This window comes from Spongorhabdus nitratireducens (genome assembly GCA_947387575.1).
Lineage (GTDB): Bacteria > Pseudomonadota > Gammaproteobacteria > Pseudomonadales > Endozoicomonadaceae > CANDOC01.
Map to the genome: position 1 here is coordinate 188721 of CANDOC010000010.1, position 24349 is coordinate 213069.

Below are 24349 nucleotides of genomic sequence, written 5' to 3' on the forward strand. Positions count from 1 at the left end.
AAGAGCCTGTTCACAATCTTATCGCGGGCTGCAAATGCCGATAAAAACCTCAGGTGCTCCGCTTTTCCTCGTTACATAGCACCACTATGCGCCTCGAAAAATCGAAGCACCTGAGGTTTTTCTCAACATTTTCGCTATCCACGAAAGATCATGAACAAGCTCTAACAAGCTGATCGCCACAGGGCAATGGGCATAGAAAACTTGATCTCGCCGTCACGGGCTTTGTGCAACGTACACGGCATCAGTAAAAAGCGTACTCTGGAACTGGTTGCCAATCAGTTGCATGAACAACTTCCGGCCTTTAATGCCAAGGAACTGTTTGCCAATCTGGTCAGCAGGGAAAAACTGGGCACAACAGCGCTGGGTGAGGGTGTAGCCCTGCCCCACTGCCGCTTGTCTGGTTGTGAACAGCCTGTCGGGCTGCTGCTGAAGCTGGCAACACCGATCGACTTTGATGCTGCCGACCAGCAGCCGGTTGATCTGGTTTTCGCCCTGATCGTGCCAAAGGATGCCCACGAGGAACATCTTTTGATTCTGCAGGATATTGCGACCCGCTTTAACAGTCCTGAATTTCGGCAAAACCTGCGCCAGACGGCAACCACTGACGAGCTTTTTACCGAAGCCGTCAAGCCACTGCCGCCTGAAACCAGTTAAACCACCCTTCACTATTCTCATACCGGCCGCAAATGCCACTGTGAATTTGTGGCCAAGTATGAGATACATATCAGAAAGCCTGTCCGTTCGGACAGGCTTTTTAGCAGCTTGATATGAGCCTGGGTTCGGATACAACGGTCCGACCGGCCCACTCACGCACACAGGACATCATCACCATGGCTACTGCAAATGCTTCCCAGCCAATCTCCCTGGTTATCATCAGTGGTCGCTCAGGCTCCGGTAAAAGTGCAGCGCTGAATGCACTGGAGGACCAGGGCTATTATTGCATCGACAATTTACCAGCCAACCTGTTAAGCCAGCTGGCCGGAAATATTCATGCCGAAGGCAAGCAGAAAGCCGCACATGTAGCGGTCAGTATCGATACCCGCAACGCAGTCAAGGATCTCGGCGATGTTCCGGGCCTGCTGGACAAACTGCGTGAACGGAAAAGCACAGTTATGGTTCAGGTAGTCTATCTCGACTCTGACCCGGTATCACTGATCAAGCGCTTTAACCTGAGCCGCCGGCGTCACCCGTTGTCTGAAGAAATGGGCCTGTCACTGGAAGAAGCTATCCATGAAGAAGCCCGGGTGCTCGAGCCGTTGATGTCGGTAGCAGACCTAAAACTGGACACGACTAACCTCAGCGTTCATGAATTGCGGGAAATGATCCGGCTTCGGGTTGTCGGACATGACGGTCGTAACCTGTCATTGCTGTTTCAGTCATTTGGCTTCAAGCACGGTGTTCCTCTGGATGCAGACTATATTTTTGACGTCCGCTGTTTGCCTAACCCCTACTGGGTAGAAGCACTGCGTGAATACACCGGACTCGAGAAGCCCGTGATTGACTACCTGTCACAGCAACCGGAGGTTGATGAAATGCTGGATAACATCAGCCAGTTTATTAGCCGCTGGCTGCCAGACTTTGAAAAGGGTGGGCGCAGCTACGTTACCGTAGCGATTGGTTGCACTGGAGGCCAGCATCGTTCAGTCTATATTGCAAACAAGCTGGCTGAGCATTTTAACGACCCTCAACATCCGGTCAGGGTTTCCCATCGTCAGCTGGGAGTCACTGAAAGCTTGTAAAGAACAGGCTTGTAAAAACAAGCCTGCAGGTTGTCGTAAACTGCAGAGGGAGAACAGCAACATCCCGTTCTCCCTTTTAGAATAAAGAAAACAGCAGTATCCATGCGGTAAAGAAAGCAGATATTTATGATTCAGGAACGCATTACAATTATTAACAAGCTGGGTTTGCATGCCCGTGCTGCAGCCCGTTTTGTGTCGACAGCCTCGGCTTTTCACAGCACCATTCGGGTGGGCCGGGATAACAAGATGGTGGATGGAAAAAGTATCATGTCGGTCATGATGCTGGCAGCCAGCAAGGGAACCGAATTAAACTTCGAGATTGAAGGCGAAGACGAACAGGATGCATGGCAGGCCATGTCAGGGCTGATCAATGATTATTTTGGTGAAGGCGAGTAGTTGATCGCTCTGGTGAAACCACCGGTTATTCAATTTGCTACGTCGAATTACCTCCCTGTCACAAGCTGAAACGATATAAACAGGTAAAACTGCTGTTCCTGTTGCCTGAATCATTCAATCCGTTTCAGATTCCCGCTAAAATCCCCGTTATATGAAACGATAAGTCATATCAACTATATTTGATATAACTCGCACCTCTGCAAGGTCGACGGTATGCCGCATCAGCCGCCCCTCAATACTACTGACATTCAGCTAAAAGAACTGAGTGAAGCTCTGGATGCGGGTATTCTGTCCCAGGCCCATCGCCTGCTGAACACCCTGCCATCCGAAGATATTGCCCACTTACTGGAATCCTCTCCGCCGCGGCTCAGGAGTCTGATCTGGAAACTGCTTGAGCAGGAGCAGGAAGCCGATGTCCTGCAGGACCTCAGTGAGGATGTCCGGCAGTTCTTCCTTGACCAGATGAACGTGGCCGAGCTGAAGGCCATTATGGAAGGCCAGGACGCCGACGATATCGCCGACCTGCTGCAGCAACTGCCCGACACTCTGATGCGGCAGGTGCTGGAATCCATGGACCAGCAGGACCGGCAGCGGGTAGAGGTCGTACTGCCCTACCCGGAAGATACCGCCGGCGGCCTGATGAACACTGACACCATCACCGTTCGTCCGGATAACGCCATCGATGTAGTACTGCGTTATCTACGCCGGCACAGTGATATTCCGGAGATGACCGACAGCCTGCTGATCGTAAACCGGCGTGATGAGTATATCGGGTCTCTGCCGCTCACCCGGCTACTGACCACTGATCCCTCCATTACTGTACGCGAAGTGATGTCTACAGACCTGGATGTGATTCCGGCGGATATGCCCGACACCCAAGTCGCCCAGCTGTTCGAACGTAAAGACCTGGTTTCGGCGCCGGTGGTTGATGAAACCGGCAAGCTGCTGGGCCGGATCACCATTGACGACGTTGTAGATGTTATCCGGGAAGAAGCCGAGCACTCGGTAATGAGTATGCACGGTCTGGATGAGGATGAAGATACCTTTGCGCCAGCCGTTAAAACTGCTCGTCGTCGTGCGGTATGGCTAGGTATTAACCTGATCACAGCATTTATCGCTTCATCCGTAATCGGTATGTTTCAGGAAACCATCGACAAGGTGGTAGCACTCGCAGTACTGATGCCGATTGTAGCCGGGATGGGTGGCAATGCCGGTAGTCAGGCATTAACGCTGGTTATTCGGGGTATGGCTCTGGGCCGTATCAGCCCCAGCAACACCCGCTGGCTGTTGGGAAGGGAACTGGCTGCCGGATTTATGAACGGCGTGTTATGGGCATCACTGGTAGCTCTGATTGCCTGGTTCTGGTTTAACGACCCGATTATATCGCTGGTCATTGGCTGTGCGATGGTGATCAATCTGACCATCGCCGTTATATCCGGCGCCACATTGCCCATTATTCTGAAGAAGCTGGATATTGATCCGACACTGGCCGGCACCATTCTGCTGACAACCATCTCCGATGTTGCCGGATTCCTGTCTTTCCTTGGCCTGGCGGCACTTTTCTATTCCTGACACTCAAACTGACTGAGCCTGTTATCAGACAGGCTCAGTCATTTCCCCAGTGATCAGTTACCGGCAATCATCATGCTATCAACCAGTAGCGATCCACTCTGGACATTGCCCCGGCGATCCACATCATTACCAACAGCCTGAAGACTCATAAACATATCCTTCAGATTCCCGGCAATGGTGACCTCTGATACCGGATACTGGATCTCGCCATTTTCAACCCAGAAGCCTGCGGCACCACGGGAATAATCACCAGTCACAATATTGATACCATGTCCCATCAGCTCGGTTACCAGTAATCCCTTATCCATGGTTTTCAGCAACTGCTGCAGATTCTGTTCACCGGGCTCAATAAACAGGTTATGGACACCGCCGGCATTAGCCGTACTTTCCATACCCAGTTTGCGGGCCGAATAAGTACTCAGGATATAACTGGTGAGCATGCCATCTTTCACAAAATCCTTGTCACGGGTTGCCAGACCATCATCATCAAATGCAGCAGAGCCCAGCCCGCCAACCAGACGAGGCTGTTCATGAATATGAACCCAGTCAGGAAAGACTTGCTTACCCAGATGATCCAGCAGGAACGATGACTGACGATACAGGCTGCCACCACTGATAGCGGCCAGAAAATGGGAAATAACCCCACCGGCCAGCTCTGCACTGAAAATAACCGGCAACTGCCCGGTATCCAGCTTGCGGCTGTCCAGTCGCTTGACTGTACGTTCTCCAGCCTTGCGACCAATTTCCTTCATTGAACTGAGCCGCATCGGGTCACGGGCAACGTCATACCAATAATCCCGCTGCATCTCTTCACCACTGCGACCAATCAGCACACAGCTGGCGCTGTGGCGGGTAGCATGACCACTTCCAATAAAGCCATTGCTGTTGCCATAAACCCGGGCACTCTGATGACTGCTGATGCTGGCGCCGTCGGAGTTTTCAATCCGCTTGTCTGAAGTCAGACCTGCTTGCTCACATTCCAGTGCCAACTCAATAGCCTGCTCGGCATCCAGCCCCCAGGGATGATACAAATCCAGATCCGGCAGATCGGTTGCCATCAGTGATTTATCCGCCAGCCCGGCATGAGGATCTTCAGAGGCATAACGGGCAATATCAGAAGCCGCTTTCACAGTAGCCGCTACTGCTTCAGGTGAAGTGTCGGAAGTGCTGGCAGAACCTTTTCTCAGCCCCTGATAGACTGTGATACCCACACCTTGATCACAGCTGAATTCAACCGTTTCAACTTCGCCCTTGCGGACATTCACCGAGAGGCCGGCACTGAGACTGGCGCCGACCTCGCAGGCCGTTGCGCCCTGTTTGTCTGCTTCCTGCATAATGGTTTTGACCAGGGTCTGCAGGCGCTGTTCTTCGGCCTGGATATCCAGCGGGGCTTCGGATTGATTCGCCATTTCTGCTCCCTTACAACAGCTTGACTCGGCTCACCATGATCGTTCATGGCTATTATGATTTCCATTGTACAGGGCTTTCAGGGCGCGTAAATACGCCGCTCATTCCCCGTTTCACTACTTCAGATGGTACAATGCTCCATCACCTCTTTTTGTAGTCTTTCTCTGGATTGGATCATGTCCGACATTCCACATGATGATGTATTTGACGATGATGAAGAAGAAATCATCTACGTCAGTAAAAGTGAACTGAAGCGTGATGCTCAGGAACTGCGGGATCTGGGCGTCCGTCTGGCAGAACTGAAGCCATCACAGCTGGACAAGCTGCCGCTGCACGATCGCTTGCGCCAGGCTGTTGACGAAAGCCACCGCATCAAAAGTCATAATGCCCGTAAGCGGCATTTCAACTTTATTGGCAAACTGATGCAGGATCAGGATATCGAACCGATCAAGGCAATGTTTGAGCAGCGTGATGGTAACAGCGCTGAATACAACCGCCGCTTCCATGCACTGGAAAACTGGCGTGAGCGGCTGATCAATGATGGAAACGCTGCTCTGGGTGAATATCTTACAGCCTATCCTGATGTTGATATGCAGCATTTACGACAGTTGATTCGTAATGCTGCAAAGGAAGTTAAATTGAATAAAGGGCCGACTCATCAGCGGAAGTTGTTTCGTTATTTAAGAGAAGTAGACGGCCTCTAATCAACCCCTTCAAGCGATCTCATTACGAATATTGTGATCGCTTGTTTTCCTGTTCAAAAGTCACTCGGGTTTGTCATTGAAGTGTCTACAGCTTCATCTGTGCACTCTTTAAGTACGTTGACTCCAGGTCTAGCTTCAACGAATCTATCACATAAAAATTTGAGTAAAAGCCCTTGGTCTCCCGCGTCCGTTTCGTCTTCCTCACCATCTTCTATATCACTTTGAGCTGGTGAAGACGTCACAACAGCAGCATAGTTAAATTTGCTTGATTGCTGTTTCATACTGGTAACATCCAGATGTGACATTCCCTCGAACTGCTTCCTTACTTGTTCAGCAACAACCTGTTGGTATTCAGGCTGAAACTTTCTCAAAGAAAACTCAATCTTGCTGTTAACTTCAAGTTTGAACTTTGACGCAACCTGATACAGCTCTCTTTCAGCAGGGCAAAACACATCCAGAATATCGAACTGAGAACCTCCTACCAAAACAACAACATGAATACCTATAAATTCATGTCCTAAAAATCTACGCCCTGATTTACTCTGATGTGGATCATGCTTTGTTAAAAAGGATGGCCATTTCCTTTTATCCAAAAACACTGCATGAATTGATTTAACCCGTCCGCCATAAAAGTCATCTACCAACCCTTTTTTAGCTACTTTTTTAATCTGTCTCTTTATCTCTCGAATTGTATCCCCATACAACTCAACCTCTTTTGCTTGCGTTTTAATTGCCATTTCATCCAGAATCATGCCTATCCAATTTGATAATGATCTGACCTCATAGGCTTTATCACTTTCCTGTGCTGGAACAACAAGCTGTTTTAGCTTGTCTAGCCTGTCATCAGCATTAACACAACAAACACAGGGAAACTCAGCCATTGCGGGAAAGCTTAGCAAACCCTCAGCGGTCAAAGTTGGCTCTCGACTTCGCTCATCGACCTGAATAACTTTCAGGCGTCTGGCACTGACAATTACGCTTTCAGAAAAAGGGTCCAGACCAGCTCCCCTCTGATCAGGCTTATAAGTCAGTTTTGGCAAACCTGATTTAGCATCTCTTTTCGAATCTTTACCTGCTGCCTGACTCAGCTCCTCTGGTTCCTCCCATTCGAGCTCTATATAACCAAGCTTTTGGAGCTTCATCGTCATCATACTTTTGGAACTGATATATTGTGCATACTCCAGAATCGTCGGCTTTACCGTCTCATCTATTTGAGCCAAGGTTAATGACTCTGATCTACCCTCAGTCAGATAGTCACTAAAAGGAGTTGATTGAAGGTCAGTAACTACAAACCTGACTATTGTATGCTTGATTGCGCTATCAACAGGAAAGGAAAGCAAAAAAAGAAGAAACAAGCTAGCTCTTGAGAAAATTCTTTTTAATGAATATAAATCCATTTTGTAAGCACCATATTAAAAACAGTCAAGTGCTTATAGATAGCTCAAAATATCAGAACTTAAAGACGAAAAATGTCATTTGACAGGAAGATAAATGACTATTACTTGAGACATAGCAATAGTCATTTACACAGCTATTTACTCGCTAGTACCGCCCACCGTAATCTCATCAATCTTCAACGTCGGCTGTCCAACACCAACGGGGACAGATTGACCATCCTTTCCACAGACACCTACACCCGTATCCAGCTTGAGATCATTACCCACCATGGAAATCCGGTTCATAACATCCGGGCCATTTCCAATCAGGGTTGCACCTTTAACCGGAGCAATTTTCTTACCCTTCTCAATCAACCAGGCTTCACTGGCATTGAATACAAACTTGCCGGAGGTGATATCAACCTGACCACCACCCATATTGGTGACATAAATGCCTTTATCCACAGAAGCGATAATTTCATCCGGATCGCTGGCTCCTGCCAGCATATAGGTATTGGTCATTCGTGGCATTGGCAGGTGAGAGTAGGACTCACGACGGCCATTACCGGTTGAGATACCTCCTGTCAGACGGGCATTGAGCTTGTCCTGCATATAGCCCTTGAGAATGCCATTCTCGATCAGTGTCGTGCACTGCGAAGGCACACCCTCGTCATCCATATTCAGAGAGCCGCGACAGCCTGCCAGCGTGCCATCATCAACAACGGTACACAGTGGAGAGGCTACTCGTTCACCAATTCTTCCGGCATAGGAAGAGCTGCCCTTGCGGTTAAAGTCTCCTTCCAGACCATGACCGACAGCTTCATGCAACAATACACCGTTCCAGCCAGCACCCAGTACCACAGGCATAATACCAGCCGGAGCAGGCACTGCTTCCAGATTAATCAGCGCCTGACGTACCGCTTCATCGGCATACTTCAGAGCCTGATCATCCTGCAGGAACATGCGATAGTCGGTGCGACCACCACCGCCATGTCCACCCCGTTCCAGGCGGCCATTCTGCTCGGCAATCACGCTTACATTCATCCGTACCAGCGGACGCACATCGGCAGCCAATGTACCATCACTTGCAGCCACCAATACCACTTCATGAACACCACTGATACTGGCAGTGACCTGCTTGATTCTGGGATCTTTGGCGCGGGCATGAAGGTCAACCTTGCGCAGTAATTCGACCTTCTCATCCTGCGTCAAAACATCCAATGGATTGGCATCAGAATACAGTGTCAGCGGTTGCTCCCGCTGCCAGGCCTGCACCTGCTGATCACCACCCAGTCGAGTAATACTGCGGGCAGCACCGGCAGCCGCATTCAGCGCCGGTAAAATAATTTCATTGGAATAGGAAAATCCGGCCTTTTCACCGGACATAGCCCGCACACCAACGCCCTTGTCGACGTTAAAGCTGCCTTCCTTGACGATGCCATCTTCCAGCACCCAGGCTTCATGACGTGTACTCTGAAAATAGAGATCAGCAGCATCCACACTGTGACCGAGTACATTGTTAAGCACTTTTTGCAGACTGCTGTCGGTTAATTCACCCGGCGCCAGCAGTTGCGCCCGGGCAATTGCCAGGGAATTGTCGCTCATTACCCACCTGTACTGTGGTTTAATATCGTTGCTATGGACAGAGCTATATATCGCTCTATATAGCTGTGTATAGCTCTATGGTAGGGAAGTCGAGGATGGGTCACAAGAAAGCATTTGTGGCGCGCCCGGCATTTTCTTTCTGAGCTGTTCGACCTGGGTCAAATTAATTGTCTGGAACAAGACGCCCGGCGAAAAATCAGACAGGACTTTAGTGTCTCCCCAGGGAGAAACAATCATCGAATGTCCCCAGGTTTCACGCCCTTCTTCATGTTTTCCGCTCTGGTTGGCCCCCAGTACCCAGCACTGGTTTTCAATAGCCCGGGCACGCAGCAATACTTCCCAGTGGGCTTCACCGGTTACTTTGGTAAAAGCTGCCGGAACACAGATAACTTCAGCACCCAGCTGTCGCAGTTCACGAAACAGTTCCGGGAATCGCAGATCAAAACAGATCGCCAACCCGACCCGGCCAAAGGGTGTATCAAAAACAACTGGGTCATATCCCGGCCGGTAATGATCCGATTCACGGTACTGTTTTTTGCCATCCGTCACTTCAGCATCAAACAGATGAATCTTGTCATATCGAACGACTTCATTTCCGCTCGGATCATAAACAAAGCAGCTGGCCCATGCCTTGTCACCCGGAATACCTGAATCTTTCGGAGTGCAACACGGCAGTGTCCCCGCGATCAGCCAGATACCATGCTGCTTTGCCAGTTCCGCCATAAGCTGCCGTTCCGACGAAGCGGCAGGGCCAAACCGCGCTGCATCACCTCCAATTGCGGCAAACATCTCCGGCAGCACAACCAGACGGGCACCTTTTTTTGCTGCAAAGCCTATCTGCAGCGAGGCTTGCTTGAGGTTCGCTCCAATTCCAGTACCGGAGCACATTTGCACAACAGCAGCCTTATAGAGGATGTCAGCACTCATCCCTTTTTCACCTTGTCAGAAAATACCCGATCCAGTTCAACATCCGGCTTGTCCAGACTGCCGGTAATTTTGTAACGGAGACTGGCAAACTGCTGCACTTTTTTACCCAGCAATTTATCGAACAGATAAATGGCTCCGGCAATTTGCGGTTGTCCCAGCAGCAACCCGACCAGCGGCAGATTCTCAGTCACCGGCAGAGTAACCGCCAGTTCCATATCAAGCCTGTCCTCAGGCAGGTTCATGGAACCTCCGAGAATAAAGTCTGATGAAGGGCCCGTAACTTCCAGCGGCTTAGGAAAGGAAATCACACCATGATCAAATCTAGTTTCACCCTTAATCCGATCAAAGCTAAGCCCTGAACGATAAAGATCCGAAAAATCCAGTTTCAGCCGGCGCATAATCGAATCAATATTCAGAACACCGAAAATCCTCAGGGCAGAAGTTGAAGAACCCTTGGGAAAGCGTCCGTCACGGATATCTATAGAGCTGTTACCTTCCAGGCGTGACGCATTCAGGTAAGCCGGCGAACCGGACCAGCGCAAATCACCTGACAATGTCGTTCGGTCAGCGACCATAAATTTATCATGACCAAAATCCCGCAACAGATCGCCAATCTTTCCGGTCTCCAGCTGGCCGGAAAACTGACTGTTATGAGCACCTTCCAGATAGTACCAGTCAAGCGTACCGGCCAGCTTTGCTCCTGCTCGCTCCAGGTTCAGGTCTGTGATCTGGACACCATTTTCCTGTGGCCGTGTTTTGAAGCTGAAGGAGTCAACTTTCAAGGTTCCCAGGTTAACCCTGCTCCCGGTTACATTCATTGCAGGCAGCTGTGCCGGATCCATATCTGCCAAGGCATCCTGATCGGAATCACTACTCCAAAGCTCCGACTCGACCCCTTCTTCCGCCACCAACTGCAATCGGTCAATAACTACCTGCCACGGTTTGTCTGACTTATAGGGCTTCAGCAGACTGCCTCTGACCTGCTCGCTGTTAATCTGGATATCAATGCCGTCGACCTGACTCAGAGCTGATACAGAAATATTACTTGTCTCAGTATCTCCCAACCTGAACTTGTCTATCTGCAGCTGACTCACTTCCAGCCGCATACTGCGATTGGCTTCCGGGCCTTCACGATTAATTACATCAAAGGCTGCCTGCCCCTGATTCTGCTGGATAAAATCACTCCACTCTTTTTCATTCAGTTCGCTTACTTTACCCTGCAAGCGAATAAATCCCGGGTTTAAAGTGTCAGGTCCGGAACCACCCAAACCGACACTGACAGCATTAACACCCTTATCATCATAAGACAGTGCAAGCTTTGCCAGCTCAGTACTGCTCTGGTTCAAATAGCTGCCATAAACCTCTCCACCTGCACTGGCAAAAGACAGATCAAGCATTAACTCGGCTGGGTCATTAGCTTTTTTACCAAACGGTGTCGGCAGATTAATGGCTGTACCTTGCAGCTTGCTTGAAACCATCAATCTGGCAGGCTCATCAGCGGATATAGCCAACAGACCGGAATAGTTCAGCTCTCCGGAATACAGTTTACTGTCCAGTATCGGTAACCAGGCCTTCAGTGCCTCAGCCCGGGTTTCGTGTTCAAGCTTGAACTGGTAAACCGGCTTTTGCGCCGGAGACACCGTTGTAATCGATAACTGCAGCGGGTCATTCCATAACTTTCCTGTCAGCTCATCAGCAACCAGTCCCAGTTTGGAATCATAAAACAGGTCTCCCTGAATATCGGTTATATCCAGATTCTGACGCTGTTCGGTGAAGCGGCCATTCTCTGCCTGCACATCCACTCGAACAAATTCCTCAGCCCCGTCATCAAGTGGAATATCGAGCTTTAAACCAACATCGAAACGCCCTTCCAGATTCCAGTTATCCGCTTCATTTCCCAGCAGAGTTGCAACCGGAGAGGTACGAAGCAAGGTCAAACCATCACGACCATTGGTTTTCAGATCACCTTTGACGTGTAACATCAGTGGGTGCTTATCATCTTCAATTCCCGGCACACTGACATCCACATGACTGGCAACCGTATCTTTGTACAAGCGGGCCTGGGAAGCCGTTACATCAACCCGGTCAGGATCCACCACAACCATTGCAGTAACATCTTTCAGTCGGGGCCATGCGGGGTCATAATCCAGCTCGGCATCCTTGACGTCAAAGAACAACGCATAGACATTCTCGATGCTGCCATAGCCCAGATTGCTCAATGGACCATTCATCATATAGGCGCCTTCATTAACAAAGGCAGCCTTGATACTGTTATCAAGCCACTTGACCAGACCCTGGCTCATACCTGAGCGGGCAGGAAGGTACTTACTGGTATAACTGCCGTCACCATCCTTCAGCCCGGCGGCCAGTTTCATACTAATCGGCCTGGTACTCAGGCGCCCAAAGGGAATATCCAGCTGCAGCGCTACACTGAGATCACCTTCTTCACCTTTCAACTTCAGATGATTAACATCCAGCCGGTACAGACCGTCGGTCAATTCCCAGGCCAGCCGACCTTTTGCAAGCTGGTAGTGCCAGGTATCCCGAAACAGCTCCGGCAACCCAAGGCTGAAATTTTCCGTATCGAGATCGAGGTAACCATAACGCGGCCCCATTCTCAGCTGAGCATTTACACCGGCCCCTGAAGGTGCATCTTCCCAAGCTGCAACAGATACTTCTTTCAGGCTGGCACTCAGATCAAAATCAAGATCTTTACCTTCTTGCAAAGGGCTCCATCGCAAGGTGATATGTTCCAGCTGACCATCAGGGTTAAGTGTTTCCAATACACTGCGCCCGGTACCTTCCAGCAGGGGCAAATCAAGTACCATGTCCCTGACCGGAGCCAGGTCGACACGATCCGCAGCAAGCGTCAACTGCCTTTCTTTTGAATTTGCCGCAGCAAGGTAAAACGATGCCGGTTCGATCGTATATTCACCACGCTTGAAACCCAGATCCTGAACAGCCACTTGCCATAACCAGGGATTTGAAACCTCCCCCGACTCATTCTGCTTAAAGAAACCCTGAGCAGAAAAGCTGGTTGAGAGGGACTCTATCGCTGGTTGCTCAACACCACTTAAAGCAAACTGTAATTGGGGAATATTCAAGTTGCCCTGAATCGACCACGCCTTCGGATCGAAACGTCCCCAGATCTGAGTGCCTAGGTTGAGCGGTGCCAGAGAGAATTGTTGCTGCTGTTCAGAAGGCAACAGACCTTGCAGTAAATCAGGCCGAAAACGGGAAGTTTGAAGATAGAAATTACCCGCCTCAAGTGACTTTTCAATTTCTGCACTGATATTAACAGGCTGTCCCTGCGATACTTGCAGCATCAGTTGTACAGCGGATGTTTCACCCTTATCGAGCAACTGAAAGTTCTGACCAAGCAATGAAACCGGATCACCCTGAACCGGTTTAAAATTCAGATATATATGGCTGACTTCAATATATGACTGTTCAAGAAACAGACTTACCAGGTTCCTTGTCGTCTTGTCTGCATCACTTTTGTTCGTACTGGCGGTTGCATCAGATACGGGTGGACTATCAAATCCTGCCAGTTGCCAGCCGTTATCAACAGCGTTTTGCTTCAACCGGGCTTCGAGCTGACTGATACGAAATGATCGGAAAACAGGCGACAATGATCTCAGGCTGCCAATAGAATCAAGTTCCATTACTGCATCCTTAATCACCAGTGCGCCATTCCCACTGCCGATATACAGATTCTCCATGGCAATTGCCGGATTAAACCCCTGCCAGCTACCTCGCAGCAGTCCAACCTTTACTGGCACTTCCAGCCGATCTTCAAGCAGCTGCTGAATCTGCCCCCGGTAAGCCGGAAGCTCATTGATTGCGATTCGGGTCGCAAGCAGGGCCAATGCAATGATCAACAGCATTCCCAGCTTGATAAACCACAGTCCGCGAAAGCAGTGCCAGACAATTTTTTTCATCTATCAGTGATTCTGCAATAAGGCCTCAAATCCCTGGGCCTTTTAAAAAGGAGTGCGTATTCCGCTATTAACAGAATACGCGTATATATGACTTCAGGATTTACACCAGAACAACGTCGAACTGTTCCTGTGTATACATCGGCTCAACCTGGAAGCGAATAGTCTTGTCGATAAACGCTTCAACATTGGCGACGTTATCCGACTCTTCATCCAGCAACCGGTCAACAACGGACTGCGCTGCCAGTACCAGATAAGCGTCGTTTTCATAGGCACGGGCATTACGCAGGATTTCCCGGAAAATCTCATAGCAGATGGTTTCTGCTGTTTTCAGCATGCCACGGCCATTACAAGTCGGACAGGCTTCACACAGAGTATTTTCCAGACTTTCCCGGGTACGCTTGCGGGTCATCTGCACCAGGCCCAGCTCGGTAACACCGGTAATACCGGTTTTGGCATGGTCGTTTTCCAGTGACTTTTCCAGTGTACGCAATACCTGACGCTGGTGTTCGGCATCTTCCATATCGATAAAGTCGATAATGATAATACCGCCGAGGTTACGAAGCCGCAGTTGTCTGGCAATTGTCGTGGACGCTTCCAGATTGGTTTTGAAGATGGTTTCTTCCAGATTGCGATGTCCGACAAAACCACCGGTATTCACATCAATGGTGGTCATCGCTTCGGTCTGATCGATAATCAGGTAACCACCGGATTTAAGCTGGACCTTACGCCCTAACGCCCGGGTAATTTCATCTTCAACCCCGAACAGGTCAAAAATCGGACGTTCGCCAGAGTAATATTCAACCCGGCCATCAACCTGTGGCACCAGTTTTTTTACAAACTTGGAAACCTTCTCAAAGGTCTCCCGGGAATCGATCCGGATACGTTCAATATTCGGGTTAACCAGATCTCGCATGGTACGCAGGTGAAGTGGCAGGTCTTCATAAACACAGGCCGGCGCTTTTGATTCTTTGATGGCCTCTTCAATCGTTCCCCATAACCGGTGCAGGAACAAAATATCAGCCCGGATTTCAGATTCGCCCACACCTTCAGCAGCGGTGCGCAGAATAAAACCGCCCCGCTCACTCAGCTGCTCTTCTTCAATGCACTTTTCCACCAGCTCCTTCAGCCGGTCACGCTCCTGACTGTCATCAATCCGGAGAGAAATACCAACATGGTTGTTGTGGGGCATAAAGACGAGATAGCGGGCAGGAATCGATAGGTGGGTTGTCAGCCGGGCACCTTTGCTACCAATAGGGTCCTTGGTAACCTGTACCACCAGCGACTGGCCTTCATGGACAAGACCCAAAATATTAGGCTCTCCACTTTCTCCCTGTCGCGGAGCATCCGCCTTGGCCTGAATTTCACTGACATGAATAAATGCCGCCCGCTCCAGCCCGATATCAACAAAAGCCGCCTGCATCCCGGGTAAAACCCTGACAACCTTGCCCTTGTAGACATTGCCAACAATGCCCCGGCTGCGACTGCGCTCGATATAAACTTCCTGTAGTACACCGTTTTCAACCACGGAAACCCGTGATTCCATCGGTGACACATTCATTAGAATTTCTTCACTCATTCAACATCTGCCCGCTGCTTTTCAAGGATTAGAATGCCAAAACCCTACTCCGCATGTTTTCAGCAGCTTCGCCGTCTCTGCCAGCGGCAGTCCGACCACATTGGAATAACAGCCATCAATGCGCTCAACCAGCACTGCACCCTTCCCCTGTATTCCGTAACCACCGGCTTTATCGACCGGTTCACCGGTACTCCAGTAGCGTTCAGCCAGCGCCCTATCAATCGGTGCAAACACCACACGGGTTTCCACCACCGCCTGGTGCAGCTGTTTACCATCGAAAACAGCCACACCGGTAAGAACACTGTGAATTCGGTCGGAAAGTTGTATCAACATCCGGATACCGTCTTCACGGTCAGCCGGTTTGCCTAGAATCTGTTGATCAATAACAACACTGGTATCTGCTGCCAGTACAGGGGGTAGTGGTGCTGATTGCGACGTTTCAAGTCGCTGCCAGACTGTTTGCGCCTTGGTCGTTGCCATTCGGCGGACATAAGCCTCCGGCTGCTCGTGATCAAACGGGGTCTCGTCAATATCCGCCGGGGATACTGAAAAAGGCACACCGATCTGTTGCAGTAGTTCTGCCCGCCGGGGCGATTGTGAAGCCAGATAAATCATGCGGAAATCAAAAATCTTTCAATTCCCTTGCATGATATATGAAAAACCCGACCGCAGGCCAAGCCCTTTGCGGATGGTTATAGAAATAAACGAAATGAAAGGTCGATGTGTGCCTGTAGCCACAACGGCTACAGGCACATATAACTAGGGGCTGTTGACAATTAAACATGTGACCAGTTCATCACACAAGCCCTCAGGTAAGGCGAGCGGCGCGGGGCATGGTGGTTCCATGTTCAAGCCGTTCAACGTGGCATGAGGGCTTGTGTGATGAACCCGAAGGGCCGCCCATGGATTACGCCATGCCGCGTTGCTCACTGTTTATGTGGAATAACCACACCGCACAGCTCGCGCCTAACCTGGCGTAATCCATGGGCGGCTGGTCGCATGTTTAATTGTCAACAGCCCCTAAATCAAAGAAGTAAACAGAAAGCCTGATTACGACACATTGAATCGCTGCCGCAGGTAACGCAGGATCGCGTAAATCCAGGGCCAAAGAAAGGCACTGCTTAATGCCGGCATCAGCATGTACAGTGAAGGCAGACGGTTAGCAATGGCACTTTTCACCCAGAGCTTCATCATCTCGGCAATGCCAATAATCACCAGCACCATAAAAGACTGTTGCCACCAGGGATACATACGCAACCGCTGATGCAGCTTCAGGGTAATCATACTGACCATAACCATGGTCAGCGCATTCTGCCCCAGGATCGCTCCTTCCATAACATCAAGCAGCAACCCGGTACCCCAGGCGAAAAAAAGACCATAACGTTGCGGTAACGCCAGTACCCAGTACATCACTACCAAAGCCAGCCAGTAAGGCCGGGCCGACATCAATACCTCAGGCAGCGGTACCAGACTCAGGACATAAGCTACCAGCACACTCAGCAGGACAACCCACTGCCCCCGTGCAGTCCCCATCATGACTCCATAATCCGAGTGCATCGCCACAGTTCTCCCTGAAGCGGCTTTCATCCATGAAATATATGACTCGTAACGCCAGGTAACCGGCGTCAGACAAGGCCGGTTACCAGTAAAACAAAACTATTCTGTTTCAGAAAACAGCAACAGTACCAATCGTCCTCGGTTCAGATGAGCAGCAGGAACGACCTCAATCCGGGCAAACGCCTTGCCCGGGTCATGTACAACCCGACTCACCTTACCCAGCGGATAGCCCACCGGAAACCGCTGCCCCATGCCCGAACTGGTCAGCAGATCCCCTTCCTGGATATCTGCCGTATCGGAAACATGTAACAAGTCCAGTTTGTCCGGCAATCCGGTTCCGGCCGCAATCATGCGCACGCCGGAGCGGTTCACCTCGGCGGGAATCCTGCTGCTGGCATCAGTGACCAGCATAACCCGGCTACTGAACGGACTGACTTCCACCACTTGTCCCATAACCCCGGTTGCATCCAGTACTGCCTGACCAAGGAACACACCATCCTGGGAGCCCTTGTTAATAATGATCTGCTGCACGGAGGGGTCGGGATTGACACCAATGATCTCTGCGACCTTCACCTGATCTTCCAGCGTCTCGGTGGAATTGAGCAGGGCTTTCAGGCGAATATTCTGCGCTGTCAGTGCTTCCAGTTTCAGCACTTGCTGCTGCAGAATCAGGTTTTTTGCTTTCAGGCGGGCATTTTCTTCCTGAATCAGACTGCGGGAGACAAAAGCATCGGACACCATTGACCACAGCCGAACCGGCATATCAGCCAGCCACTGAACAGGAGTAACGGCCACTGTCAGCCACGAGCGAACCGGCGCCAGATAATTCATGCGCTGATCCACAAACAGCAGAGCCAGTGACAGAATGACCAATACCAGAAAGCGAGACCAGAGGGTGCGACCACGCTTGAATATCGGTTTAATTGTCTTCTCTCCAGGCTTGCAGTGCTGCCCGCTTCAGCATGAAACAGGCAGAACCGTTTATCCCGTTATTCGGTTGAGAGCAGATCCATGCGGTGCTTGTCCATCATATCCAGTGCACGGCCACCACCACGGGCGACACAGGTCAGCGGATCTTCAGCCACAATCACCGGCAGGCCGGTTTCTTCACTCAACAGGGTGTCCAGGTCACGCAGCAGACCACCACCACCGGTCAGCACCATGCCCTTCTCGGCAATATCGGAAGCCAGTTCCGGCGGAGACTGCTCCAGAGCACTCTTCACGGCCTGCACAATGGCAGCCAGAGATTCCTGCAGTGCTTCCAGAATTTCACTGCTGTTCAGGGTAAAGCTGCGCGGAATACCTTCGGCCAGGTTACGACCACGCACATCAATTTCCAATACATCATCGCTGGGGTAAGCACAGCCGATTTCCTGCTTGATGCGTTCAGCGGTAGCATCACCGATCAGGCTGCCGTAATTGCGACGCACATAAGTCACAATGGCCTCGTCAAAACGGTCACCACCGATCTTCACGGTATCGGAGTAAACCACACCACTCAGCGAGATAATGGCGATCTCGGTCGTACCACCACCGATATCCACCACCATGGAGCCACTGGCTTCTTCAACCGGCAGACCTGCACCGATGGCAGCTGCCATTGGCTCCTCAATTAAATAGGCTTCACGTGCACCGGCACCCATCACCGATTCACGAATCGCCCGGCGCTCAACCTTGGTTGATTTGCAGGGAACACAGACCAGCACGCGCGGGCTGGGCTGGATAAAGGTATTTTCGTGCACCTTGTTAATAAAGTGCTGCAGCATCCGTTCACAGACATCAAAGTCGGCAATAACCCCGTCTTTCATCGGACGAATGGCGGTAATATTGCCGGGAGTACGTCCCAGCATGCGCTTGGCGTCGGTACCTACCGCCACCACACTTTTCTGGCTGCCATGATTGCGAATTGCAACAACAGAGGGTTCATCAAGAACGATACCCTTGTCACGTACATAAACCAGTGTATTGGCTGTTCCCAGGTCGATGGAAAGGTCGCTGGAAAACAAACCGCGTAATTTTTTCGGAAATAGCATCTGTTGAGATTACCTCGGTAATCGAGTGATCTGTTGACAGCGTTCAGTTGAAACAGCCATAAAATCCTGAATATGCAGTTTTCTTCATTCCTGACGGTCGTTCATGACGGTCACTCCTGATGAACAAGCCACTGCATGCCCGTATATATTATAAAGTGACGAACACTCTCAGCAGACCACTTCCCATAATTCTGCAAATGTATCAACGGCGCAAGTTTACAGCAACCCGGAATCATGTCCGACTTGATTTAACGCCTGATTTTTTTATTCTTTTGACCGCATATTTCTGCTGTTATCACGGCATTGGGTCAAAATCATCGTGCTGAAGTACGGAAATAACGTCCAGCACTTGAGATTGAACGGTCATACCCCTACATTAGCCTGCTGCTCACCATGAAAAAACAGCATGCTCATTCCGGTTATGGATTCGAGTATCGAGTTTTTCATGAAGTTCCAGATTACACCCAAACCTGCCTAAAAGCATTTAGCTGGTTTTCACAAGCCGGAGCGACAGCATGGCCATTGACCGAAAAGAGGTGGAAGCAGTTGCCCACCTTGCGCGTCTGTCTATAGACGAAACCCAGATTGAACGCACTACAGAGAGCCTGCAAGGCATTCTCGGAATGATTGACCAGATGCAGGCCATCGATACCAAAGGTATCGAGCCTATGGCTCACCCGCTGGATGCGGTTCAGCGCCTGCGTGCTGACGAAGTAACCGAAACTGACCAGCGTGAAAAACTGCAGCAGCACGCACCGGCCACCGAAGAAGGCCTGTTCCTGGTACCCAAAGTTATTGAGTGATGCCCGCCGCCCTGTTCCCGATTCCGGCAGCATCCTTTATTAACCTGATTACGAACCGAACCCATGCACGAAAAAACACTGGCTGAACAGTCAAAAGCGCTGGCCGCAGGTGAGATTTCCAGCGTTGAGCTGACTCAACATTACCTCGGCCGCATTGAAACTCTGGATCCACAATTTAACAGCTACATCACCGTGACCGGTGATCAGGCGCTGGAAGCGGCCCGTCAGGCCGATGCCCGCCGTGCTGCCGGAGACTTCAATGCCCTGACCGGTATTCCACTGGCTCACAAAGACCTGTTCTGCACCGAAGGCGTTCGCACCAGCTGCGGCTCCAAAATTCTGGACAACTTTATTGCCCCTTACGAATCCACCGTTACCGCCAATTTCCGCGATGCCGGTGCGATTATGCTGGGCAAAACCAATATGGATGAGTTCGCCATGGGCTCTTCCAACGAAAACAGCTTTTACGGTGCGGTAAAAAACCCGTGGGATATTAAAGCCATTCCCGGTGGTTCTTCCGGCGGCAGTGCTGCCTGTATCGCTGCCCAGCTGGCAGCCGGTGCAACCGGTACCGACACCGGCGGCTCCATTCGCCAGCCAGCTTCCATGTGTGGCATTACCGGTATCAAGCCGACCTACGGCCGTGTGTCCCGCTGGGGTATGATCGCTTACGCCTCCAGTCTGGATCAGGCGGGCCCGATGACCCGTACCGCTGAAGATGCAGCGATGATGCTGAATGTAATGGCCGGTTTCGACCCGAAAGACTCCACCTGCATTAATAAGGAAGTACCGGATTACACCGCTGATCTGGACAAACCTCTGGACGGCCTGAAGATCGGCCTGCCAAAAGAGTTCTTTGCCGAAGGTCTCGACAGCGGCGTAGAGCAGGTTGTTCGCGATGCTATCCGCGAATACGAGAAGCTGGGCGCCACTATCAAGGAAGTCAGCCTGCCGAACGCAGCACTGTCCCTGCCCGCTTACTATGTTATTGCACCGGCTGAAGCTTCCACCAACCTGTCCCGCTTTGACGGCGTTCGTTTCGGTTACCGCTGCGAAAACCCGAAGAATCTGGAAGACCTGTACAAGCGCAGCCGCAGCGAAGGTTTTGGTGAAGAAGTGCAGCGTCGTATTCTGGTCGGCACTTATGCGCTGTCTTCCGGTTACTACGATGCCTACTACCGCAAGGCACAACAGATTCGTCGTCTGGTTCGTGAAGACTTTACCAAGGCACTGTCCGAAGTTGATGTACTGATGGGCCCGAACGCACCGACTCCTGCATTTGATCTGGGTGCCAACACCAAGGATCCGGTATCCATGTACCTGCAGGATATCTACACCATTTCCCTCAACCTGGCTGGCCTGCCGGGTATGTCTGTACCTGCCGGTTTTGTAAATGGTCGTCCGGTTGGCTTGCAGATTATCGGTCGTGACTTTGACGAAGCCCGACTGCTGAATATCGGTCACAAGTTCCAGCAGGTTACTGACTGGCACCTGCAATCTCCAACTGGCCTGACAGCCTGAAACGCATCCAAGACGAGGTTTTAGACATGGCATGGGAAGCGGTTATCGGGTTGGAAATTCACGTCCAGCTCGCCACCAAAACCAAGATTTTTTCCGGCGCCTCCACCGCATTTGGTGCGGCTCCGAACACACAGGCCTGCGCGGTTGACCTGGGTCTGCCGGGCGTACTGCCGGTACTGAACGCCGAAGCAGTAAATATGGCCATCAAATTTGGTCTGGGTATTGACGCCGAGATCAACAAGATCAACGCCTTCGAACGTAAAAACTACTTCTATCCTGACCTGCCCAAGGGCTACCAGACCACTCAGCTGGAGCGTCCGATTGTGGGTGCCGGTCATGTCGATATCATGCTGGACGACGGTAGCAGCAAGTCGGTTCGCATCCATCACGCGCACCTGGAAGAAGATGCCGGCAAGAGCCTGCACGAAGACTTCCAGGGTATGTCAGGTATTGACTTGAACCGTGCCGGTACGCCGCTGATCGAGATCGTAACCGAGCCGGATATGAGTAACGCCAAAGAGGCGGTTGCTTTTGCCAAGAAGCTGCACTCTATCGTTACTACGCTGGGTATCTGCGACGGTGAAATGTCTCAGGGCTCTATGCGTTTCGACGTCAACGTTTCTGTACGTCCGAAAGGTGAGAGCAAGCTTGGCACCCGTACCGAAACCAAGAACCTGAACTCTTTCCGCTTTATGGAACGCGCCATCAACAAGGAGATCGAACGCCAGATCGATCTGATTGAAGACGGCGGCACCGTCATTCAGGAAACCCGCCTGTACAACGGCGACACCGACGAAGCCCGCTCCATGCGCAGCAAGGAAGAAGCTAACGACTACCGTTACTTCCCCTGCCCCGATCTGCTGCCGGTAGTGATAGAAGACAGCCTGCTGGACAAGCTGCGTGGCGAAATGCCGGAAATGCCGGATGCCAAGAAAGCACGCTTTATCCGCGATCTGGGTCTGGGCGAATACGACGCTGAAATTCTGTCCGGCGACCAGACCACAGCCGCTTACTTTGAAGCTACTGCCAAAACCAGTGGTGATGCCAAACTGGCTGCCAACTGGGTAATGGGTGAACTGTCCAAGTCCCTGAACCAGAATGAAATCGCTATCAGCAACAGCCCGGTTACAGCCGAAATGCTGGGCGGTCTGATTCTGCGTATCAAGGACAATACCATCTCCGGCAAAATCGCCAAGCAGGTGTTTGAAGCCCTGTGGAATGGTGAAGGCAAAGATGCGGATGAAGTGATCGAGAAGAAAGGCCTGAAGCAGGTAACCGATACCGGTGCAATCGAAACCATGATTGACGAAGTACTGGCGGCCAATGCCCAGCAGGTCGATAATTATCGTGCAGCGCCGGTTGAAAAGCGCGGCAAGATGATTGGCTTCTTTGTGGGTCAGTGCATGAAGGCCTCCAAAGGCAAGGCTAACCCGGGAATGGTTAACCAGATTCTGAAGAAGAAGCTGGAAGGATAAATCGATATAATTTCAGGGTGCCGACAAATCAGCACCCTGAATTCAAACCCTTCCAAACAATCTTGTTTATATATAATTCTTTGGTTTTTTTATACATGACAAAGCTAATTCGGTCATGTATAAAATTGAAACATCAAACACAAGATTCAACCAAATCGTATAGCTCTTTTCTTAAACTATTGATACTGATTGATTCAAGCTGCTTATGCTTAATAAGTAGACTTAGTTTTTTCACAACAGATTTAGACAAATTATCCTTGGACTTAACTTTCGGAAGAAAGTGCGATAAAGCATCCAGCAAGCAAATTCTTACCTTGTCACTACTGCCATAACTTCTTTCTAATACATCAAAGAATATTTGCTGTTGCGAAAGAAGAATATGAGTATACTTTTCTCTATCTGATGATTTGAAAACATCTAGCTCAGAGTTTCTTTCCCAAGGAGCTACGGTCAAATAAGCAGCCCACCATAACCGTGAGATGGAGTTTCTTCTTAAAGCTCCGAGCCCCCCACCTTTTTTCTCGAACCAATGCTCAAGAATATAGCTGTTTTTGCTGATTGAAGGCCAGCGAGCAAAGGTATAATCCCAGAATATTGAGTGCGTAAGAGTTACCCAGAGTCTAGTATCTGATGCTTGGGTGCGACTAAGAGAACCTAAGTATTCATATATTAACAGTGCATTCTTGGCATCGTCCTTTGCTCTAGTCCTATCAGAGGTGATATCAACTTTTAGGTTTGGTACTGTTGAAGGCACCTTTATAGTTGTATTTACGAAACAATCTTCTGTGAATATAGGTCTAATATCAGAGTTTAGATATAGCTCAGGTATATCTTCAGAATTAAGCAAAGCACTACGAAGTTTACTTAATGATGAGCTGTTTAATATTTTTAAAGAATCCATTTTTAACCCTTATCAAGAGATGCGTTGATATCAAGAAAAGCTCTCTGTAAAGGAAAATTAAGAATTTCCTGAGCAATAACATATGAAGAGCTACTAGTGATTTCCTTGTTCGAAATTATTTCTTTCAAGCGAGAAGACCAGATATTTGACTCAAACCGATCCATAAGAGATATAGCTTCAGCAATGACTGGTAAGACGATTGAGGCATGCAAAAAGGAAGGGATTCTATCCCGTATTCCAGCATACTCACTCCAGTCTTTTTCAGATAACTCAACTGTAATGAAGTCTTCTTCAAAAATAGCGTTATAAGCACCTTCTTTATGTACACCTTTTCTTATCTTCAGAATTGAAGAAACAGGCGCTTTTAAAGGGTCATAATCTTTATCTACATTAAATGTATATGTTGCTTGCGATGATAAGGTTTCGCCAGGCTTTATATGGAAAGAAGTATCACTATAATCCTGATGCATAGCAATTGGCTTATAGTTAGGCATTTCAGCATTTGCTACTACCTGTATCTCTACGTTGACAGTTCCCTCGAAATCTTGTCCCAAACAATGATGCACCCATTGTTTATCTTTAGTTGTATATGTTTGCCTGACGTATGTTCGTGGGCATAGTAATCTTATTTGCCAAATTGCTTTATTGTCACAAATCAAGTCATCAATATACTGATAATTAGTATATAAATCAGAAATATTGATTTTCAAAGTTTCATCAGAAATATCACATTCGACAATAGGGTCATGTATCTCTGATCCTATATCATCACCATTACCTAAAACTGGGTATGGATATGAAAAATAAGTGCTCATA

The 24349-nt window shown here is 49.9% G+C and carries 20 protein-coding genes; 8 read left to right on the forward strand and 12 right to left on the reverse strand.

Annotated elements, in window-relative coordinates; all coding sequences use genetic code 11:
* The first annotated feature begins 186 nt into the window (after positions 1-186).
* The 4 genes from ACYZZ0_RS18220 (at position 187) to mgtE (ending at position 3707) form a co-directional block, all read left to right on the forward strand.
* A complete protein-coding gene (locus ACYZZ0_RS18220) occupies positions 187-654 on the forward strand; it encodes a PTS sugar transporter subunit IIA (protein WP_461538078.1) in 468 nt (155 codons plus the stop codon).
* A 176-nt stretch (positions 655-830) separates the two neighbouring features.
* Positions 831-1739 carry an RNase adapter RapZ gene (rapZ, locus tag ACYZZ0_RS18225; RefSeq protein ID WP_461538079.1) on the forward strand — a complete coding sequence of 303 codons (909 nt, stop codon included), beginning with the start codon at positions 831-833 and terminating at the stop codon, positions 1737-1739.
* A 126-nt stretch (positions 1740-1865) separates the two neighbouring features.
* Entirely contained in the window at positions 1866-2135 is a 270-nt protein-coding gene (locus ACYZZ0_RS18230; protein ID WP_461538080.1) for an HPr family phosphocarrier protein, read from the forward strand.
* Positions 2136-2348: 213 nt separating this feature from the next.
* Complete coding sequence (gene mgtE / locus ACYZZ0_RS18235) at positions 2349-3707, forward strand: magnesium transporter (RefSeq protein WP_461538081.1); 1359 nt, start codon at positions 2349-2351, stop codon at positions 3705-3707.
* A gap of 53 nt (positions 3708-3760) precedes the next feature.
* Here the strand turns inward: mgtE and pmbA are convergent, their stop codons facing one another.
* A complete protein-coding gene (gene pmbA, locus ACYZZ0_RS18240) occupies positions 3761-5116 on the reverse strand; it encodes a metalloprotease PmbA (protein ID WP_461538082.1) in 1356 nt (451 codons plus the stop codon).
* Between the two features lie 174 nt (positions 5117-5290).
* On the opposite strand from pmbA, the gene yjgA reads away from it, so the two are divergent.
* Positions 5291-5818, forward strand: coding sequence for a ribosome biogenesis factor YjgA (gene yjgA / locus ACYZZ0_RS18245; RefSeq protein ID WP_461538083.1), 528 nt, complete (start codon positions 5291-5293; stop codon positions 5816-5818).
* A 53-nt stretch (positions 5819-5871) separates the two neighbouring features.
* Here the strand turns inward: yjgA and ACYZZ0_RS18250 are convergent, their stop codons facing one another.
* The 9 genes from ACYZZ0_RS18250 to ACYZZ0_RS18290 all read right to left on the reverse strand — a co-directional run bounded on the left by ACYZZ0_RS18250 (position 5872) and on the right by ACYZZ0_RS18290 (position 18833).
* On the reverse strand, positions 5872-7215 hold the full coding sequence (locus ACYZZ0_RS18250) for a hypothetical protein (protein ID WP_461538084.1): 1344 nt from the start codon (positions 7213-7215) through the stop codon (positions 5872-5874).
* A 138-nt stretch (positions 7216-7353) separates the two neighbouring features.
* Positions 7354-8799, reverse strand: coding sequence for a metalloprotease TldD (gene tldD / locus ACYZZ0_RS18255; RefSeq protein ID WP_461538085.1), 1446 nt, complete (start codon positions 8797-8799; stop codon positions 7354-7356).
* A gap of 75 nt (positions 8800-8874) precedes the next feature.
* A complete protein-coding gene (locus ACYZZ0_RS18260; protein ID WP_461538086.1) occupies positions 8875-9726 on the reverse strand; it encodes a carbon-nitrogen hydrolase family protein in 852 nt (283 codons plus the stop codon).
* Positions 9723-13667, reverse strand: a complete 3945-nt coding sequence (locus tag ACYZZ0_RS18265; protein ID WP_461538087.1) for a YhdP family protein — start codon at positions 13665-13667, stop codon at positions 9723-9725. Before ACYZZ0_RS18265 ends, ACYZZ0_RS18260 begins: the two co-directional genes overlap by 4 nt.
* Before the next feature lie 100 nt (positions 13668-13767).
* Positions 13768-15243 carry a ribonuclease G gene (rng, locus tag ACYZZ0_RS18270; RefSeq protein WP_461538088.1) on the reverse strand — a complete coding sequence of 492 codons (1476 nt, stop codon included), beginning with the start codon at positions 15241-15243 and terminating at the stop codon, positions 13768-13770.
* 21 nt (positions 15244-15264) lie between these two features.
* On the reverse strand, positions 15265-15858 hold the full coding sequence (locus ACYZZ0_RS18275) for a Maf family protein (RefSeq protein ID WP_461538089.1): 594 nt from the start codon (positions 15856-15858) through the stop codon (positions 15265-15267).
* A 435-nt stretch (positions 15859-16293) separates the two neighbouring features.
* The gene (gene mreD / locus ACYZZ0_RS18280) at positions 16294-16800 is read right to left on the reverse strand and encodes a rod shape-determining protein MreD (protein WP_461538090.1); all 507 of its coding nucleotides are present in this window, start codon (positions 16798-16800) and stop codon (positions 16294-16296) included.
* A 99-nt stretch (positions 16801-16899) separates the two neighbouring features.
* On the reverse strand, positions 16900-17724 hold the full coding sequence (gene mreC, locus ACYZZ0_RS18285) for a rod shape-determining protein MreC (RefSeq protein ID WP_461538117.1): 825 nt from the start codon (positions 17722-17724) through the stop codon (positions 16900-16902).
* A gap of 65 nt (positions 17725-17789) precedes the next feature.
* A complete protein-coding gene (locus ACYZZ0_RS18290; protein ID WP_461538091.1) occupies positions 17790-18833 on the reverse strand; it encodes a rod shape-determining protein in 1044 nt (347 codons plus the stop codon).
* A gap of 515 nt (positions 18834-19348) precedes the next feature.
* Here ACYZZ0_RS18290 and gatC point away from each other — a divergent pair.
* From gatC to gatB, 3 genes are all read left to right on the forward strand, one after another.
* A complete protein-coding gene (gene gatC / locus ACYZZ0_RS18295; RefSeq protein ID WP_461538092.1) occupies positions 19349-19636 on the forward strand; it encodes an Asp-tRNA(Asn)/Glu-tRNA(Gln) amidotransferase subunit GatC in 288 nt (95 codons plus the stop codon).
* Positions 19637-19699: 63 nt separating this feature from the next.
* Positions 19700-21157 carry an Asp-tRNA(Asn)/Glu-tRNA(Gln) amidotransferase subunit GatA gene (gene gatA / locus ACYZZ0_RS18300; protein ID WP_461538093.1) on the forward strand — a complete coding sequence of 486 codons (1458 nt, stop codon included), beginning with the start codon at positions 19700-19702 and terminating at the stop codon, positions 21155-21157.
* 26 nt (positions 21158-21183) lie between these two features.
* The gene (gene gatB / locus ACYZZ0_RS18305) at positions 21184-22632 is read left to right on the forward strand and encodes an Asp-tRNA(Asn)/Glu-tRNA(Gln) amidotransferase subunit GatB (protein WP_461538094.1); all 1449 of its coding nucleotides are present in this window, start codon (positions 21184-21186) and stop codon (positions 22630-22632) included.
* 133 nt (positions 22633-22765) lie between these two features.
* Here the strand turns inward: gatB and ACYZZ0_RS18310 are convergent, their stop codons facing one another.
* On the reverse strand, positions 22766-23533 hold the full coding sequence (locus ACYZZ0_RS18310) for a DUF6339 family protein (RefSeq protein WP_461538095.1): 768 nt from the start codon (positions 23531-23533) through the stop codon (positions 22766-22768).
* Positions 23534-23535: 2 nt separating this feature from the next.
* A complete protein-coding gene (locus ACYZZ0_RS18315) occupies positions 23536-24348 on the reverse strand; it encodes a cupredoxin domain-containing protein (protein WP_461538096.1) in 813 nt (270 codons plus the stop codon).
* Position 24349 lies beyond the last annotated feature (1 nt).